The sequence below is a fragment of the Romboutsia sp. genome, from assembly GCF_051659545.1.
GTDB lineage: Bacteria > Bacillota > Clostridia > Peptostreptococcales > Peptostreptococcaceae > JBOFOR01.
The window spans coordinates 46,478-64,839 of sequence record NZ_JBOFOR010000289.1 but is presented as its reverse complement, the minus strand read 5'-3'; the positions used below and the strand labels follow the sequence as shown (position 1 = coordinate 64,839).

14 protein-coding genes are annotated in these 18,362 nt (G+C 29.2%); 1 reads left to right on the top strand and 13 read right to left on the bottom strand.

Annotation, left to right across the window (positions count from 1 at the left end):
- Nucleotides 1-11 precede the first annotated feature (11 nt).
- From ACRC03_RS17430 to ACRC03_RS17370, 13 genes are all read right to left on the bottom strand, one after another.
- Nucleotides 12-818, bottom strand: a complete 807-nt coding sequence (locus tag ACRC03_RS17430; RefSeq protein WP_438653874.1) for a CheR family methyltransferase — start codon at nucleotides 816-818, stop codon at nucleotides 12-14.
- Nucleotides 802-1,302 (bottom strand): chemotaxis protein CheW, encoded by a 501-nt coding sequence (locus ACRC03_RS17425; protein WP_438653873.1) that lies wholly within the window; start codon nucleotides 1,300-1,302, stop codon nucleotides 802-804. The genes ACRC03_RS17430 and ACRC03_RS17425 overlap by 17 nt, the downstream gene beginning before the upstream one ends.
- A gap of 14 nt (nucleotides 1,303-1,316) precedes the next feature.
- Nucleotides 1,317-1,802: a chemotaxis protein CheD gene (locus tag ACRC03_RS17420; protein ID WP_438653872.1), complete on the bottom strand. Its 486-nt coding sequence runs from the start codon at nucleotides 1,800-1,802 to the stop codon at nucleotides 1,317-1,319.
- Nucleotides 1,802-2,428 (bottom strand): chemotaxis protein CheC, encoded by a 627-nt coding sequence (locus tag ACRC03_RS17415; RefSeq protein ID WP_438653871.1) that lies wholly within the window; start codon nucleotides 2,426-2,428, stop codon nucleotides 1,802-1,804. The genes ACRC03_RS17420 and ACRC03_RS17415 overlap by 1 nt, the downstream gene beginning before the upstream one ends.
- A gap of 17 nt (nucleotides 2,429-2,445) precedes the next feature.
- Nucleotides 2,446-3,531, bottom strand: a complete 1,086-nt coding sequence (locus ACRC03_RS17410) for a protein-glutamate methylesterase/protein-glutamine glutaminase (protein ID WP_438653870.1) — start codon at nucleotides 3,529-3,531, stop codon at nucleotides 2,446-2,448.
- 83 nt (nucleotides 3,532-3,614) lie between these two features.
- The gene (locus ACRC03_RS17405; protein ID WP_438653869.1) at nucleotides 3,615-5,765 is read right to left on the bottom strand and encodes a chemotaxis protein CheW; all 2,151 of its coding nucleotides are present in this window, start codon (nucleotides 5,763-5,765) and stop codon (nucleotides 3,615-3,617) included.
- Between the two features lie 49 nt (nucleotides 5,766-5,814).
- On the bottom strand, nucleotides 5,815-7,566 hold the full coding sequence (locus ACRC03_RS17400) for a methyl-accepting chemotaxis protein (RefSeq protein ID WP_438653868.1): 1,752 nt from the start codon (nucleotides 7,564-7,566) through the stop codon (nucleotides 5,815-5,817).
- A gap of 247 nt (nucleotides 7,567-7,813) precedes the next feature.
- The gene (locus tag ACRC03_RS17395) at nucleotides 7,814-8,734 is read right to left on the bottom strand and encodes a chemotaxis protein (protein WP_438653867.1); all 921 of its coding nucleotides are present in this window, start codon (nucleotides 8,732-8,734) and stop codon (nucleotides 7,814-7,816) included.
- 258 nt (nucleotides 8,735-8,992) lie between these two features.
- Nucleotides 8,993-10,261, bottom strand: a complete 1,269-nt coding sequence (locus tag ACRC03_RS17390; RefSeq protein ID WP_438653866.1) for a hypothetical protein — start codon at nucleotides 10,259-10,261, stop codon at nucleotides 8,993-8,995.
- A 252-nt stretch (nucleotides 10,262-10,513) separates the two neighbouring features.
- The gene (locus ACRC03_RS17385; RefSeq protein ID WP_438653865.1) at nucleotides 10,514-12,283 is read right to left on the bottom strand and encodes a glycoside hydrolase family 3 protein; all 1,770 of its coding nucleotides are present in this window, start codon (nucleotides 12,281-12,283) and stop codon (nucleotides 10,514-10,516) included.
- A gap of 23 nt (nucleotides 12,284-12,306) precedes the next feature.
- Entirely contained in the window at nucleotides 12,307-13,746 is a 1,440-nt protein-coding gene (locus tag ACRC03_RS17380; RefSeq protein WP_438653864.1) for an MFS transporter, read from the bottom strand.
- Nucleotides 13,747-14,114: 368 nt separating this feature from the next.
- The gene (locus ACRC03_RS17375) at nucleotides 14,115-14,954 is read right to left on the bottom strand and encodes an HAD family hydrolase (RefSeq protein WP_438653863.1); all 840 of its coding nucleotides are present in this window, start codon (nucleotides 14,952-14,954) and stop codon (nucleotides 14,115-14,117) included.
- A gap of 200 nt (nucleotides 14,955-15,154) precedes the next feature.
- Entirely contained in the window at nucleotides 15,155-16,879 is a 1,725-nt protein-coding gene (locus tag ACRC03_RS17370; RefSeq protein WP_438653862.1) for a glycoside hydrolase family 3 protein, read from the bottom strand.
- A 234-nt stretch (nucleotides 16,880-17,113) separates the two neighbouring features.
- Here ACRC03_RS17370 and ACRC03_RS17365 point away from each other — a divergent pair, with 234 nt between their 5' ends.
- On the top strand, nucleotides 17,114-18,325 hold the full coding sequence (locus ACRC03_RS17365) for a helix-turn-helix domain-containing protein (RefSeq protein ID WP_438653861.1): 1,212 nt from the start codon (nucleotides 17,114-17,116) through the stop codon (nucleotides 18,323-18,325).
- Nucleotides 18,326-18,362 lie beyond the last annotated feature (37 nt).

Below are 18,362 nucleotides of genomic sequence, written 5' to 3'. Positions count from 1 at the left end.
CACACAATTCATTATATTTTCCTATACACTGATGGTTTTACACGTTCAAAATTTGTTTCTAAATTAGATAAACTTTCTGACATTCCAATTATTAAATATCCGCCTGGCTTAAGTGATTCATATAATCGTTTAGATAGTTCTCTATTTGTAGGGTTATCAAAGTATATCATAACATTCCTACAAAAAATAACATCATATTTGCCTCTTTCCCAGCCAATTTTATTATTTAAATTAAAGTATTTAAATTCAATTGATTTTTTAATATCTTCAATGACTTCATAATTTTTTTCATTTATCTGCTTAAAGAAGTTTTTTCCCCATAATGGTGGTAATTTAGCAATTTTATCTTTCGAATAAATGCCTGCTTTAGCTTGTTTTAGTGCATTTTTAGAAATATCTGATGCAGTTATAGATACTCTCATTTTTGGATTTTGTCCTAAAATAGCTGCTACTAACATTGCTATACAGTAAGGTTCCTCCCCTGTAGATGAAGCTGCAGACCAAACTTTTAGTCCACCTATTGGAGGCTTCTTTAAAGCAGGTAGTATTACCTCCTCTTTAAAAAAGTCATAGTGCTTTTCTTCTCTCATAAAGTAAGTGAAATTTGTCGTAAGCTTGTCTACCAATATAGATACTTGCTCTCCGGTTTTATCTTGCATTAAATGATCTATGTAACTTTTAAAATCTGTATAACCTAAATTTTTTACCATCAATAATAGTCGTGTTTCAATCAGTGTTTTTTTGTTTTTAAGGTTTATTCCATAATTATTATACATAAAATCTGTTAATCGTACAAAATCTTTATTGGTTAATTCCATTATTTATATCCTCTACAATTTCTATTAATGAATCACAGTTTAATATTAATTGAATTTCATCATTTATTTTACTAATACCTTCAATAAAATTCTGCTTATACTCTTTTTTATCTGAGCTCATTTTCATATTTCTTTCTGGCAAAATAGTAATAACTTCATTTACCGCATCAACTATCAATCCAATTTTATCTGTATCTTTTTCAATTATAATGATACAAGTTCTTTCATCATAGTCAATAGGATCTATACCAAATCTCATTCTCGCATCCATTACAGGAATAATAGTGCTTCTTAAATTTATAATACCCTTCATATAGTTAGGTAAAAATGGAACTTTAGTTACAGGCATCATTTCAATAATTTCTAAAATATACTTTGATGATAATGCATATTTTTTATTATCTATAACAAATATCATATATAAGTCATCAATTTTGCTATCTAAATCTTCTTTGCTATCTATTGTTTCAGAATTTATATTCACAAATAATACGCCCCCTAAATAATTTTTTCATTTTTGCCAATGCTTTTAACACGTAATTTATTTGTAAGAGTATCAAAAATAATAGTTCTTCCATTTGACCCTAATACATCTTCTGCAAATATTGAAATATTCAATTTAGCCAATGTTTGCTTACACGCTTTTACATTTTTTTCTCCAACAGAAAATATGCTATTCTCTGTATTTTTAAAATTAAACATATGAGCACCACCAGCTAATTTGGCTCTTATACATCTTGTATTTGCACCGGCTTTTTTCATTTCTTCATATAATAAAACAATACCTGTATCTGCATATTTTGCTTTATTTGCTACAACTTTTTCATTTTTTGAGTTTGGAAGTAAAACGTGAACTAATCCAGCAATTTTATTTCTCTCATCATACAGTACAACTCCACAACAAGATCCTAATCCAATGGTCATAATTTGATTAGGCGCCTTCACAATTTTGTAATCTGCTATTCCAACTGTTACATTTTCCATTAGCAACTCACCAAATCTGTAAATCCTAAAGTTCTTAATAATTTATCACAAGACTCTATTTTCGGAATAAAGTAATATTTTCCATCAATTTTATAATCCGTTGTGAAGAAATCAGTTTCAATACATAATATCTGTTCTCCCACTGGACCATATAATGAAATAGGTAAATTCATAATTGCCATAACCATATCTACACTAAAATAAGGTATTGACGGATTTATAGTTAAATTTGTCATGTCAGATATTGCAGTTAAATATGTTCCACAAAGTATATTACATACTTCTCCTATTGAAGCTAATTCTTCACAAAGAGATTTATAATCATTTATGTCACACGTAATTTCTTTTCCTGAAACTTTTGATAACAATCTAATAGCTGGATCAATTTTCATGACAAGCATAATAAATCCTTCTAAATCTCCTGAAAGCTGTAATACAGTTCCTACTACTAACTCTTCTGGCGAATTATAACTATTAGTTATATCTGAAAAATTAAGCATATCACTTTTAGGAATACCTATATCAACTATTTCATTTAACATTATCGATAATGAAGTCGAAGCATTACCTGAGCCTATATTGCTAATTTCACGAAATATATTTAATTTATCGCACTCAAATATCATATGTACCTACTTTCTATCTAATCTATAGATTTTACAGTTAATTGCCTTCTTTTTAATTGGTTTAAAATTACATTAGGAATCATATCCAAAGAGGTTTCTTTTGCAACAGCTCCAAGGTTCTTTGCAGCCATTGGCATTCCATAAACTACGCAGGAGCTTTTATTTTGTCCAACAGTATATCCTCCTGACTTCTTTATATTAAGTAGACCTTTCGCACCATCTGATCCCATTCCAGTTAAAATTACTCCAATAACATTCTCTCTAGCCACCTTTGCTACCGATTCAAATAAATAGTCTACAGAAGGACAATGGCCACTAACTTTATCCCCTTCTTTAATTTCTAATATATACTTATTATTTTTATTTACAATTCCCATTTGTAAAGCTCCTGGAGCAATATATGCATGTCCACTTCGTATTTCTTGTCCATCTTTACCTTCACATACAGTTATCAAACATTCACGATTTAATCGTTCTGCATATTTTTGAGTAAACACAGGTGGCATATGTTGTGTAATTACAATTCCAGGTAATCCTAAAGGTAGTTGTCTTAATAATTTACTAATAGCTTCTACTCCTCCCATAGAAGCTCCTATAGCAATTATTTCTTTATCATTTATTTTTTTTGAATTTTCATTATCAATATTGTTCCTCTTTTGAGAAATATTTCTAACTTGTGAGGAATCATTTTTTGAGTAAATTCTCTTTTGTAATTTAGCAACTGATGCTTCTTTTATTTTATCTACTAAATCATTTGCAAATAACTCCATTGTGCTTGCACTTGGTTTTTCAACAAATCCAACAGCTCCGGCATTTATAGCTTCAAAGCATCTACCATCAGCTCCACTAATAACAATTGTTGGAATTGGATATTGATTCATTATGATTTTTAGAAATTCAATCCCATTTATTCCTGGCATTTCTATATCTAACGTTAGTACATCTGGCTTAAATTCTATTATCTTATCCCTGGCTTCGTAGGAATCTTTAGCAGTCCCTACAACTTCTAACTCTGGATATTCTTGAAGATGCTTCGATATAACACGTCTAAACATAATAGAATCATCAATTACCAATACTTTTATTTTTTTATTTTCTTCCATAAGTTATTTCTCCCTTTGAACGTCTATAATGTCTATGTTTTAGCTATTAAGTCTACCGTATTCTTATTCATGATATTATAAGTTTAAACATTTATAATAGCATTTACATCAAATATTAAACTAATAGAACCATCTTCTAAAATAGAGCATCCTGATAGATAAGATTGTACTTTCTCAAATTTGGACAATAAAGTAGGTATTGGTTTTATTACAACTTGTTGCTGTCCAATAATACTATCTACAATAATGCATACATTTCCCATCTCAGATTCAACTAAAATCATAATTTCTTCCTCTGACTTTTCTGTATCTATACCCAATATTTTTGATAATCTTCGGATTTTATAACAATTTCCTCTAATAATACTCTGTTCTTCTCCATTTGGATTTTTAACTATCTCATAATTACCATAACTAAATACTTCTTTTATATTAAGAGATGGTATTATGTATATATGTTCATCTATTTTTACTTTCATTCCATCTATAATTGCCAATGTTAAAGGAATACGAAGTACAATCATAGTACCTTTTCCTTTTTCACTATCTATATTAACAACTCCTCTTAACTTACGAATATTAGTATATACAACATCCATACCTACCCCTCGTCCTGAATATTCAGTTACCGCTTCAGTTGTTGAAAATCCTGGTGCTAATATAAAATTATATGCTTCTTTGTCACTAATTTCTTCAACACTCTTAGTTGTAATTCCTTTTTCTATAGCTTTTTTAACAATAGATTCTTTATTTAGTCCTCTTCCGTCATCTTTAATGATTATAACAACATCTCCACCAGTATTTTTTGCTTCTAATATAATTGATGCTTTTTCTGATTTTGAAGTTTGTTTACGCTCTTCCGGTGTTTCAATACCGTGATCCATACTGTTTCTTATCATATGCATTAGAGGATCTGAAATATTTTCTAGAATATTCTTATCTACTTCAGTTTCTTCTCCAATCAAAATTAAATCAACTAATTTTCCTGTTTTTTTGCTCATATCTCTTACTACTCTTTGCATTTTAGTAAATGTAGAAGATATCGGAACCATACGAATTGACATAACTACATCTTGTAACTCATTTGTTAACTGATGTAATCTTCTTGCTTGCTTTTCAAAGTTATCTCTATCAAAGTTTTCTAGCTGTGATTGTTTTTCTACCATAGATTCAGTAGTAACAATTTCTCCAACTAAATTCATTAACATATCAACTTTATTAATATTTACAGTTAAATAATTATTTTTATTAGGAATATGACCTTGTGTATTTTGATCTTTTTTTACTTCTTTTTCATTATTATCTGTTTTTTCAATATTTTCTGTATTTAAAGCTTTATTAATAGTTTCTATTTCATAATCTACTATTTCTTTGTGTTCCTCTATAACTTGTTTTGGTTCTTCTTCTATAATTATACTTTCTTCACTCTCAATATTTATAGTAATACCAAAAATATTTTCTATTTCAGTTGTATCCGTAATTTCACGGAGCTCCATATTCTTTAAAAACATAGTTTCTTCAATACATTTTTCAATTACATTTTTTTCTTCTGTTGTTTTTATATACATAATAAAACCATCTTTTACTATAACATCATCACAATCTAGAGTTAAATCTTCTGGTATAGTTTTTATAGTAGAGCATAAACCTTCAACTACTGTAGCTACCCCTAACGCTCTAATTCCTTCCATACCACATCCATTTTCAAAAAATACTTTAATATGAAAGAATTGTTCACCCTCTACTTGTATATTATCCTTGGATTCTAAATTGGATTCTAATTTCATCTCTGTAACTTCATCTTCTTTATTGCTCTCAACACCACTTTGTTGGTTATCATCAATCAATAACGCTACTACCCTCTCATGTAACTCATCAATACTTGAGTCTGGAAGTAGTCCTTCTTGTACCTTTGAAATTTCTTCTTTCAAAAAATCAATACTTACTAGAACTACATCTATTACTGATTCCCATTTTTCATATGAAAGTTCTCGTCCATTACGTATTCCATCAAAAACATCTTCTATACTATGAGCTAGCTTTGTTAAGCTATCATATCCCATCATAGATGAAGATCCTTTAATTGTATGCATTACACGAAAAATTTCTTCAACTGCTCCTTTTTCTAATTTTCCATTCCCCAATTGGTCTGTAAGCAAGATTTCTTCTAATTGCTCTAGTAACTGCATATTTTCCTGTACATAAAATTCACTTAAAGAATCTATTCCGCCCATATTTTATCTCCTTTATTATTAAACATAATAGATTTCAAATTATATCCTCTTAAAATTCATTTGTAGTAAAATAATTAACTTCATTGTTATTGAAATTTATATGATTATTATTTTTGTTTTTTAGTTTAAATTTATCAATTAGTGACTTTAACATTTGTGCTTGTCCACTTAGTTCTTCACTTGCTGCTGCACTTTCCTCCGATGTAGCAGAATTAGTTTGAACTACATCTGAGATTTGTCCTATTCCTAATGTTACTTGAGTAATTGCACTTGATTGTTCTTCAGAATCTCTAGCTATATCTTCAACTATTACAATAGCTTGATGCATTGTATCAATTATTTTTTGTAGAGACTCTGCTGTATCATCCACAATCTTAGTCCCATTATCAACTGCTTTTATCGAGTTTTCAATAAGAGTTGAAGTACTTTTAGCTGCTTCTGCTGACTTAGCAGCAAGATTTCTGACTTCATCTGCTACAACCGCAAATCCTTTACCTGCACTACCAGCCCTAGCCGCTTCTACAGCAGCATTTAACGCTAATATATTAGTTTGGAATGCTATATCATCTATAGTCTTTATTATCCTACTGATTTCTTGCGATGTAGTTGAAATTTCTCCTATTGCTTTTACCATCTGTTTCATTTGTTCATTACTGTCTTCAACCTTATGACCTGCACTTAAGGTTAAGGAGTTAGCTTTTTTAGCATTATCTGCCGTATTTTTAACTTTGCTAGATATTTCAATAATAGTTGCAGATAATTCTTCAATTGCATTAGCTTGTTCTGTTGCTCCATGTGATAACATTTGAGATCCACTAGCTACTTGTTCTGATGCTCCACCGACTTCTTCTGAAGCTACATTAATTTGCACCATAGTTTCACTTAAATCATTAGTTATTTTAACAATTGCTTCTTCAATATTTTTAAATATTCCTATATATTCGGTTCCAGGTGAAACATCAAAATTACCTAATGCAATTTCATCTAAAATACGTACTGTATCATTTACAACTTCATTAGTTTTGTTAGTAACTTGACGCATACTCTCTGCCAAAATACCTAATTCATCTTTTGCCTCATAATCTATAGTTATATCAAAATCAGCAAGTGCCATTTGATTTGCAGCTACCTCAATTTCTTCAATAGGCTTCTTTATACTTTTCACAAGATAAACAAATGCAATGATTCCCAATATAATAGTTGTAATACTAACTATTGAAGATGTTATCCATGTTGATTTTACTGTATTGTTTATCTTCTTATCATATTCAAGGCTAAGCTTTTCTGCATTTTCATAAAGTGTAACTGAATCCTTTGAACTTTTATCATATACTTTAAAATAACTACCTTCTAAATTCAAAGTTTCATTTTTCACATTTTCGTAATCTCCTTTAATCATCAATTCATGGAACCTATTATACTGATTTCTTAATTCAACGACTGAATCTTCAATCTCATCAATTAAATTATTTCCTTCTTCAGAACTTTTGCGTATTATCGCTATCCTGTTCTCTATACTTTTAAAATTATCTTCAATTGTTGATTCATAGTTTGAAATATTACCTTCAAGAATTGCATAACAAATATTTTGGTCAATTGATACTATATCTCTACGAATTCCCATAGATTGATTTGTCAATTGATATGGTCCCTCATATAACCCTTCTGCCATTTTTTCTGTTTTACTTAAGTTTAATAATATATTCCCTTTTGAAATTATTACCACTGCTACTAAAATAAAAAACACTACGCTTATCTTTTTACCAACTTTTAAGTCCTTCCATTTTGTAGTTGCTCTCATATTATGCCTCCCCGTGTTTTGGATTCATGTGATGTAATTTTATGTATCTTTTTCGACACATAGTTTTATATTATTATACGGGTAAAATGTAAAATACTTTATGTATTTATTGTATTAAAAATAGATTTATATACTATTTAAATTATGCTAAAATAGCTTCTATAAAAACAATATTTTGTTCCTTTAGAAGCTACTTTTACTTGTATTTATATTTATTGGTTATATTTTCTATTAATTAAGCATATCCTTATGTCAATCTATCAATAATACTAACAAGGTTAGCTATTTCAGGCTTAGTTATCTGTTCATCCGCTCCTAATTCCTTTCCCTTCATATAAATTTGTTCAGTTATTAGTGAAGAAAATAAGATTAAAGGAATTTCTTTAAGTTTATCATCTTCTTTTACCAACTTAGTTAAATGGTGACCATCCATTAAAGGCATTTCAATATCTGATACTATACATGCAACATGATCTTTAATTTGTTCTCCAGATTTTTTAACTTCTTGAAGATAATTCCATGCTTCTTCACCGTTATCAGTTTTGATGGTATTTTTATAACCTGCCTTGTGTAGACAATCAACTATTAGTTTAGAAAGTAACATTGAATCTTCGACTATTAATATAGGTTTACTATTTTCCACACGTTTACCTAATTTATTTATAGATTCATGTTGAATACTTGATTCTGGACTTATCTCTGCAATGATTTTTTCAAAATCTAGTATAGTTATAAGTTTATCATTATATTTAGCAAGCCCTGTTGCTACACCTTCTTCTCCACCATAAATGGCTCTATCCGGCTTTTTTATTTCTGTCCATGAAATTCTGTCTATTCCAATAACCTTTTCTACACGAAATGCAAAGTTTAACTTATTAAAGTTTGTAACAATAAAAAGGTCATAATTTGAATTTTCTTGCCTAGGAATATTTAAATATTTCGCTAAATCCATTACAGTAATAATTTCATCTCTTGATTTAAATACCCCCTCAATTGAATCATATGAATTTGGCATCTTCTTTACATCTTGAGCCATCATGATTTCACGTACTTTAGCTACATTTATACCAAACAATTCCCCTGCAATTGAAAATTCCATAATTTCAAGTTCATTAGTTCCTGACTCTAGAAGTATTTTTGTTTGACTTTTGATCTCTACAAATTCCATAATATCCCCCAAATTTTAATTTTATAATTTAAAAAAGCAAAGTATCAACTTTAACCGTTAACACCCTGCTCTAAAATACATATTTTTGCAACTGGCTAACTAAAAAGATTTCTATAGCTTTGTGCCTTCTAATTACTTATGTTTTGCCAATTTAATTTTATAGTCTAATATTAACTTTATTCTAGCATAATTGGATATTTTTGTAAATATTCAAAATATCTTGTAGACTTCTACAATAATTATGCTAAATATATAGCTTTAGGCTATAATTTTTCCCAAAATATATAGAATACTTATTACTGATATTATTACAATTACTGCAGTACCTTTATCCAATAATAATTTTGAGTTTAAATATATATACGGATTTAAGTTAAACTTTATTTCATTTTCATTATTTTCATTTTTGTAATCTTTTTTTACCTCTTCTAATGCTATTCTTTTTAATTTCACATGAACTTCTGATATAGTACCTTCCTTGATAATATCTTCTAGCTCATTAATTTTACTATATGTTATTTGTTGCTTTTGTTCTTCTGTTTTACAATTGTTCAATTCTTTTTTTATGTATTTATATTCTTTTGTCCATTGTTCTGTGATTTTTCTTAAATTAGGATACTCTTCATTTATAAAGGTCTGTTCTTTTGTTGTAAGCTTTTCTCCCTTTATTATTTTTACTCCTATTATTTCTACTTTTTTTAATTCTAGTTCTATTTGTTTCGACAGCTTAATAATTTCTTCTTTAGCTACTGTTTTTATTCGTACTTGAAGCGGAAAATTATTTTCTTTTTTAAAGTTCTCTTCTATTTTATTTATTGCATTAAAAACTAGTTTTTGTCTTTCTACTTCCGTCTTACAATTTTTCAAATCTTCTTTGATATATTTTATTTCTTGAGTAAATTTTTCTGCTACCTGCTTTAGTTTTGGACATTTTTCACTTATAAAAACTTGTTCTTTTGCTGTGCACTTCTCTCCTTTAACTATTTTAAGGCATATTATTTCTGCTTTTTTATTTTCTTCTTGCACTTTTTTAGAGAAATCTATAACCTCTTCTAATACTATTTTTTTTATTTTAGATTGAAATTCAGGATTTACTCCTTTTTTTACTATTTCTTTTATTTCCTTAATTAAATTAGATAATATTTGTTGTCTTTCCTCATCTGTAACACAGTTTCTTAGTTCCAATTTTAAGCTATCACATTTTTTTATTAGTTGTTCTGCTACCTGCTTTATATCTGGGTATTTTTTACTTATAAATTCTAACTCTTCTTTAGTTATACTATTTCCTTCAACCATTTTTATGGCTATCACTTGTGCCTTTTGAATTTCTTGTTGAATTCTATTTAGAAAGCTTTCAACTACTTCATTTTGAGCTTTGTCTAATTTAATTAATTCTTCATTTGGTAATTCTGGTATAGTCCCTTCCTCTATTAATTTATTTTGTATCTGTTCAATTTCGCTATTTGGCTTTATTTGAAGTTTTTCATAGAGGTTTTTACTGTATGAATTATTATTAATATTGTTCATAGTTTTACCTCCCATATATACCTTAAAATAAATTAAGTATATACTCATAAAGTTCGTTACTTATATTAATACGACATTTTTTAATATTATTGTATACCATATAATTAACTTACTTAATTAAGTATTTTTCAATTCCTATAGCTCCCTTATCAATATTTAGAAATTGTTTAGCGTAAAAAATAAAACGGTAAATTATTTACAATCTACCGTTTTATCTTAAATTTAATCTATATTAACTTAACAAGGGCTATATTAAAAATGCGTATCTTCTAATCCACAGAATGCATCTACTGGACTTATTCCTTTGAAATCTGAACGTCCTACCATTTTTTCAACCAATGCTTTTAATGTAAATTCTTTATTGTCGTAAGCATTAATATATGTCTTCACTTGAGGTACATCAGCTAAATGGAATGGACACTGTAATGAAACAAATATTGTTGGCACTTCATTTACGTAGAATGGTATATCTGGTGTACCCTTACTTAACGGCCATTGTAAACGTTGATCTGTAGCTGGTGAAACATTTGCTAAGTTTATTATTAAGTCATAGTTATTAGTTAAAGTAGATATTGGACGCTTTCCTGAGTAAATACTCATCATTGCTTTCATCATCTCTTCTTGAGGAAGTTTCATTGCTTTCTCTATTAATGATTCATATATTTCTACTTCAAATCCTTCTGCCTCTAATAATTCTTTCATTAGTTCCATTGCATTTTTTTGATTTCCACCCATCATACCCATTAATTTACCAAATCCACCTTCATGGCCTTTTGGCTCAACAAGTAAAACTCTCTTATGCTTTTCTGGTGTTATTGGGAATATATCTTGAGTATTTTTTACTAAAGTTATACCTTTGTCAGCAATTTCAAGGGCAATAGCCTTATTTTCTTCTAAACCTATTTGGGCCATTGCTTCTTCTTTTGATGGTAGTATTTCTGTTCTTGATTTTTTATGTAATCCTAAAGCAGCTTTTGCACCTAATATACGAGTTAATGCTTCTTCAAGTCTTTCTTCTGTTATTATTCCATTTTTGTATCCTTCTATCATCCACTTGAAATCTTCATCTGGATCATTGAAGAATAAGAATAAATCACTTCCTGCAGCTATTGACGTTGGTAACATTTCACTACGCTTCATAGCCGAAGTCATTGCTACCATATGGCTCGCATCTGTTACTACAAGACCATTGAAGCCCATTTCTCCTCTTAATAAATCTGTTAATATGTATTTACTTAATGTTGCAGGCATCATTGCTTCTTGAGTAGTTGCATCTGGATTAAAGTAACGTACATACTCTGGTAGAGCTATATGTCCTGCCATTATGGATGGAAGACCAGCCTCAAATAATCCTCCATAAACTTTACCGAAAGTAGCATCCCACTCTTCTTTTGATAACCAGTTTGGTGCAAATGATAAATGTTGATCTCTTTCATCTATGCCATCTCCAGGGAAGTGTTTGGCAGCTGGAGCTATTCCACTTTCTTGAATCCCTCTCATATATTCTAAAGATAATTCTAATGTTTGATCTACATTTTCAGACCAAGTACGTGTAGAAATTATTGGGTTTCTCCAGTTTCTATTTATATCTACTATTGGAGCAAAACTCCAGTTACATCCTATTGCAGATGCTTCAACTCCAGAAATTCTACCTAATTCATATGCATATTTCTTATCATTTGTAGCGGCTATTTTAACTTCATTTCCTACATATGTACCATTTTGACAAGCACCATTACCACCTGATTCTGTATTTGCCGCTATTAGTAGTGGTATTTTACTATTTTCTTGTAATATTTTATTCTGATCGTATACCTCTTCTGCACTTCCTGGATTGTAACGAACACCACCTATATGATAATTATCTAATACACTCTTTAAGTATTCTTCATCACGACTAGATCCCATATTTATGAATAGTTGTCCTATTTTTTCTTCTATTGTCATATTTTCTATTGTATCTTTTATCCATTGTATTGACTGTTCATCAAGGTTATATGGTGTTGCTTTTAAGTTTACCATTTAAATATCCCCCTTTTATTTTATTATGCTATAGCTTGTTCGTTCTTAATTTTTTGTATTTCATCTTGTATCTCAGCCATTTTAGCTTCATCTAATGGGTAGTATTTCATTGCTATTATAGATGCTGCATGTCCAAGTATCGGTATTATGAACATACAAACCATTATTAACAAGAAGAAACTTCCTGTTGCAGAAGTTCCTGGCTCTATTATTGCATTTCCAAGACCTATCATAGCTAAACCTACCCCTAGTAGTGTAGAAGCAAATGAAGATATTAATTTATCAACGAATGAGAACAATGTACCCATCATACCTGGAATAAACTTTCCACTTCTATATACTTCATAGTCTGCACAATCTGCTATCATTGGTATAACCATATTTCCTGATACCGATGCAAAACCTTTTTGTAATAATATTAAAGTCATTAATAGTATTGTAGTTCCATTCATTGATGTTAAAGATATATTATCAAATGGTTGTATTATTAATAATGCAAATAACATTGCCATACTTGCCCAAGTACCAAGAATAAAGGCTTTCTTTTGTCCCATTTTTCTAGCATACATAACACCTATAAAAGTTAATGCTATCACTAAAGGAGTTGTTATTGCTCCTATTTCACCTTGTAAAGAAACATTTAATAATACATTTCCATAGAAGTATATTTGAGTTGCATTAGTTAATTGCATTGCTAATTTATCTGTAGAAGCTGCTATAACTAACATTTGTATCGCTCTGTTGTTCTTTATTATTGGTAAATATTCTTTAACCTTTATTGGTTCAGAACTATCTCCTGTACCAAAGTTTTCTTTTTTATCTTTATCCCATATACCTATTATTGCTAATATAGTTAATGTAAATGATAATCCTCCGAATAAAATTGCTACTTGCTTCCATAATCCTGGATCTAACATCCCAAGTTCAAACTTCGGTGGTAATATTGAAGTTATAACTAAACCTGCTACTGCAAATAATATTGCATTATATATACCATCAAACATTGAGAACATAGGTCTTTGTTTTGGGTCATTAGTTAAAACTGCTTGTGCTGCCTTTGTACATGCTGTTTGGAAAGTATATCCGATAACATATATTACGTAAAATAGCATTAACATTGGGAATCTAATTGATTGCTCTAATGTTGGTGCAACTGCAAATATTAAATACATACTTGCTACTATTATAATATTACCTACTAACATAAAAGGTCTAAATTTACCAAACTTACCTTCCGTTCTATCTATGAAATATCCTATAACCGGATCTGTAAATCCATCGAATATCCTCATACCTGTTATAACTACGCCTATTACTGCTGCCATTAATCCTAATACATTTTGTCCAAAGAATGCTAGGTACCCCATTAATACCATAGCTATATTCGTAGCTGTGTTGTTTAGCGCAAAAAGTCCTATTTGCCATAGTTTTGCTCTGTTGTAAGTTACATTTACTTTACTCATTGTGTTATATTCCCCCTAGTTATTTTTTTAATAAAACATTTTCCTTAAGTTCAACATTATAAAATCTTATTAAATCCATATGCATATAGTATTAATACAGTTATTTTTTTAACTATTTTACGTGTGAATTTATACGTTTTAAAAAGTTGTATAACAAAGTTTACAAAATTAAATAAAATCAACTTTCACTATTTTTTATAACCCTATTTTCTTTTTCTTTCCTATACTAGTATACTATCACTTTTCGACATTTTCGGCAATCGTTTTCTTGTTTTTTTTGTTTTTTTAATACAACACATTATTTAGTTTATAAAAATAGCATGTCTAAGATGTAATTAGCTATATTAGACATGCTATTAATTAATTTATTATTTTAATGAATCATTAAATTCAGTTATTAATTTTTTTTGATATTCTTTATCAAAAGTTCCATTCATTAATTTAGGAACTGCTTCATTCACTAATCTATCCCAAGATAATCTTTCTTTACCTACTAATATAGGGTAATATCTTACATCGTTATTTTGAGCAGCTTGTAAATCCCCTGGCGCATCTCCTACCATTAGTATTTTCTCCGTATCATATCCCTGTTTCTTAAGTTCAGCTATACAATATTGCTTTGTTCCAGCTTCTTGTCCTAATAATACTTGAAGGTATTTTATAAAATCATGTCTACCCCATTCATCATTTAAAGCTTCACCATTCGCTGATGATACAACTGCTACGTCTACTATTTTAGATAATGATTCTAAACCTTCTTTTACGCCTTCAAATGGCTCCTCACCTTTTGGTAATTCTTCAATCGATTTATTTACATTTAATGACCATTCATGTGTCATCTTTAATGCTTTACTATCCGTTTTTTCTATTGCTCTCTTTAGAGAGTTGTTTGATAATTCATTAGTAGTTTCAACCCAATTTAATAAATTTTCAAGGTCTTCTATTTCTACGCCTTCTTTGCTTATTATCTTGAAAGTTTCTGCTAAACCTTTGAATCTGTTTATACCTCTAGTTTGTGTATAAAGGTTTAGGTCATACCAAAGATTTAATATATACTCTTCCTTTTCAGTTAAGTTCCATGTTTTTATCATTTCTGGTGCAAAACACTCTCTATGCTTTATTTCCATAGTATCCATTGCACAACCATCAGAATCAACACATACTAAAAATTCTTTTTCCTTTATATATTTATCAAAAACATTACTCATAATAAGTTCCTCCATATGCTGTAATATATATTTACATCCATTTTTATTCTTACACTAGTATACTACCATACATCATTTTTAAAAACAATCATTTTCCCATTTATTTTGATTTGAAAATAACATTTTTTATAATCAATTAAGTTAAGTTTTAAGTAAGTAAAATAGAAATCACATTACGTGATTTCTATCTGTCTCATCTATTATAAACGAGTATCCCAAGAAGAACAGAATACATCTACCGAGCTTACACCCTTAAATTCTGATTTACCCATTATTTTTTGTACTACTTGATGGATTGCTTCATCATTGTCTGCATAAGTATTTATATAAGTTGGTACCATAGGTACATCTATTAAATGGAATGGATTGTGTACAGATACACACACTGTTGGTAATTCTGTTACGTACCAAGGTATTTCTGGCCCCATTGGCATATTCCAAGTTATTCTTCTTACATTACTCATAGAGAATCCATTTACGTTTACAAACAACATAACCGCATCATACTTATCTACGAATTCTTTTACTGGTGTCATTGCTAATAATTGCTTACCATTTAATCCTGCTGCTGGATCGAATACATCTACTTCAAATCCTTGAGCTTCAAGTTCCGCTTTTACTCTGTCTTCAAGACTTGCTTTAGCCATTCCCATTTTACCTGCAAATCCAGTGTTATCTACTGTATAAAGCATTATTCTCTTATGGGTTTCAGGTTTTATTGGTAATTGGTTTTTAGTGTTCTTTACTAAAGTTATAGCTTTGTCCATTATGTCTTTAGCTACTTCTTTATGTTCTTCACAACCAACTGTTGACAATCCTTCTGCTGAAGGTATTAAAGTCCCTTCTTCTTTCTTAGTGTGTAATTTTAACATTGCTTTAAATGCTAATACACGAGTAACAGCTTCGTCAAATCTTTCCATAGTTAATGTTCCATTTTCAAGACCAGTTTTTAAAGCTTGTGTATCTTCTTCTTTATCTCTGTAGTATAATATCATATCACAACCAGCAGCTATAGTAGTTGGTATCATATCTTCTCTTCTTATCATGCTAGTTAATCCAACCATGTGAGTTGCATCAGTTATTATTAATCCATTGAATCCTAATTGCTCTCTTAATAATCCTTGTAATAATTCTGGAGCTATTGTAGCAGGCATTATTTCATTATCTTTTATACCTGGCTTTAATCTTCTTTGGTATTCTGGAAGTCTAAGGTGTCCTATCATTACAGACTCTACACCTGCATCTATCATACCCTTGTAAACCTTACCGAATTCTACATCCCACTCTTCACAAGTCATTAAGTTATCAGTAGTAACTACGTGTTGATCTCTTTCATCTAATCCATCACCTGGGAAGTGCTTCATACAACAAGCAAGACCTGCATCATTTGCACCTCTTAAATATTCTTTAGACATTTCTAAAACTTGATCTGCATCACTTGAGAAACATCGGTTGTGTATAACACTACTTCTCCAGTTTTTATTTATATCTACTATCGGAGCAAAAGTCCAGTTACATCCTATTGCTGCAGCTTCTTTACATCCATAGTATCCCATTTTGTAAGCATTTTCTTTATCTTGTGTAGCACCTACTGCAACGTGATATCCTAAGTGTGTTCCATCACCTACACCACCGTCTCCACCTGCTTCTATATTAGCCGCTACTAGAGCTGGTATCTTACTTGCTTCTTGTATTACAGCATTTTGACGATGTAAGTCAGCAGCTGGCATATTGTTATATCTAAATCCACCCATACCGTATTTAGTTATACGTTCTTTAACTTCTTCTTCAGTATTATTCCATAGCATGTCTACGAATACTTGTCCTATTTTTTCATCTAATGTTAAACCTGCTAAAGTATCTTCCACCCATTTAATATCTGCATCAGATAGGCTAAATGGTTTTGCTTTTAAATCTATTTTCATATTAAAATCCCCCTTAGGCTTTTTTGTCGAGTTCAAAAGGAATTCGTATTCCTTAATAATTATTATATAACATATGCAATTTATAAGTTAGGACTTTTCTGTATATTATTAGCACAAAACAACACTTTCTTATACTAGAATACTAGAATTCATTTTATATTGTTATTAATTGATATTTCTATTAGTTAACTTTATAATAGTTAATAAGTTACTATTTTTTAAAGGGGTATTCTTATGACAATAGATAAAACTATAAATTTAATAAAAGAAATGCTCGATATTACATTAGATTTACAATTATTTTATATAACTGATCTTACTAATAATTTAGACGAATTAGAAATTTTTTTACCTTCTATGCTTACTATTAACAAAGATTATTTTGATAGTTTTATTAACTTTATGATCAATACTAAAGAAAAAAACATTTACTCTATTATTGACTCTGTATTTGCCAATTATATTATTATTTGTCTAAATGAAAAAAATAATGATTATATATTGTTAGGTCCATATATGTCTATAAGGCGTTCTATGGATGTTTGGTCCAATGATAACCAATATAATTTAACATCTGATGAAGTTAAAGTTTTGAAAAAATATTATAAAGAGTTGCCTATTTTAAATAAGAATAAAATGAGCAATATATTAAAGACTATGTTAAAAAATATTTATGAAGAAGATAATAAGTTTGAATTTATTGAAAAAAACAACTTAAATAATTTAAAACCTGAAAAAACTAAACATCAAAATGGATTAATCGAAATATTACAATCTCAATCCTTAGAAAAAAACTCTGCTACAGAATACAAACTATTTTTAGCTGTAAGAGAAGGGGATAAATTTTTAGCTTCAAAATGTCTGGATAAACTGTTACCTCAGACAAGTATTAACTCAAATGATTTTAATAATATTAGGGATTATAAAAATAAACTTATTTATTATAATGCCATATTAAAAAAGGCTGCCGAGTTAGAAGCTGCACCTATAGTCTATCTTGAAAGTTTGTACAGTACTAATTTGAATAAAATCGAATCTTCAAATGATTTTACTGAATTGTATAATTTAGTCTCTTATATGATTATTGATTATTGCAACGCTGTAATAAATTTCAAACTAAAAGGTTATTCTCCTTTAGTTAGAAAATCTATAAATTATATCAATTTAAATCTAGGTAATTATTTGTCAGTACAAAATATATCAAACTTATTCTACGTATCTCCAACTTACTTAGCTAGACTCTTTAAGAAAGAAGTCAACTCTTCTGTTATTGAATACATAAATAAACAAAGAATTAGGCGTTCTACTTTTCTTTTAAAGGATACTAGTCTTCCCATTCATCAGATTAGCCATATAGTTGGAATTGATGATTTAAATTATTTTTCTAGATTATTTAAAAAGTGTATGAACAAAACGCCATCTCAATATAGAAAAGATAATACATAATTTCAATGCCAATATAATAGATTATAACGCAAAAAAG

Coding starts and splice junctions, on each gene's coding strand:
- ACRC03_RS17385 (WP_438653865.1), bottom strand. CDS start 12,283: ATGGTAAACTTAAAAGCAACACCATATAACCTTGATGAACAGTCAATA.
- ACRC03_RS17395 (WP_438653867.1), bottom strand. CDS start 8,734: ATGGAATTTGTAGAGATCAAAAGTCAAACAAAAATACTTCTAGAGTCA.
- ACRC03_RS17370 (WP_438653862.1), bottom strand. CDS start 16,879: ATGAAAATAGATTTAAAAGCAAAACCATTTAGCCTATCTGATGCAGAT.
- ACRC03_RS17400 (WP_438653868.1), bottom strand. CDS start 7,566: ATGAGAGCAACTACAAAATGGAAGGACTTAAAAGTTGGTAAAAAGATA.
- ACRC03_RS17405 (WP_438653869.1), bottom strand. CDS start 5,765: ATGGGCGGAATAGATTCTTTAAGTGAATTTTATGTACAGGAAAATATG.
- ACRC03_RS17380 (WP_438653864.1), bottom strand. CDS start 13,746: ATGAGTAAAGTAAATGTAACTTACAACAGAGCAAAACTATGGCAAATA.
- ACRC03_RS17415 (WP_438653871.1), bottom strand. CDS start 2,428: ATGATATTTGAGTGCGATAAATTAAATATATTTCGTGAAATTAGCAAT.
- ACRC03_RS17420 (WP_438653872.1), bottom strand. CDS start 1,802: ATGGAAAATGTAACAGTTGGAATAGCAGATTACAAAATTGTGAAGGCG.
- ACRC03_RS17375 (WP_438653863.1), bottom strand. CDS start 14,954: ATGAGTAATGTTTTTGATAAATATATAAAGGAAAAAGAATTTTTAGTA.
- ACRC03_RS17365 (WP_438653861.1), top strand. CDS start 17,114: ATGACAATAGATAAAACTATAAATTTAATAAAAGAAATGCTCGATATT.
- ACRC03_RS17430 (WP_438653874.1), bottom strand. CDS start 818: ATGGAATTAACCAATAAAGATTTTGTACGATTAACAGATTTTATGTAT.
- ACRC03_RS17410 (WP_438653870.1), bottom strand. CDS start 3,531: ATGGAAGAAAATAAAAAAATAAAAGTATTGGTAATTGATGATTCTATT.
- ACRC03_RS17390 (WP_438653866.1), bottom strand. CDS start 10,261: ATGAACAATATTAATAATAATTCATACAGTAAAAACCTCTATGAAAAA.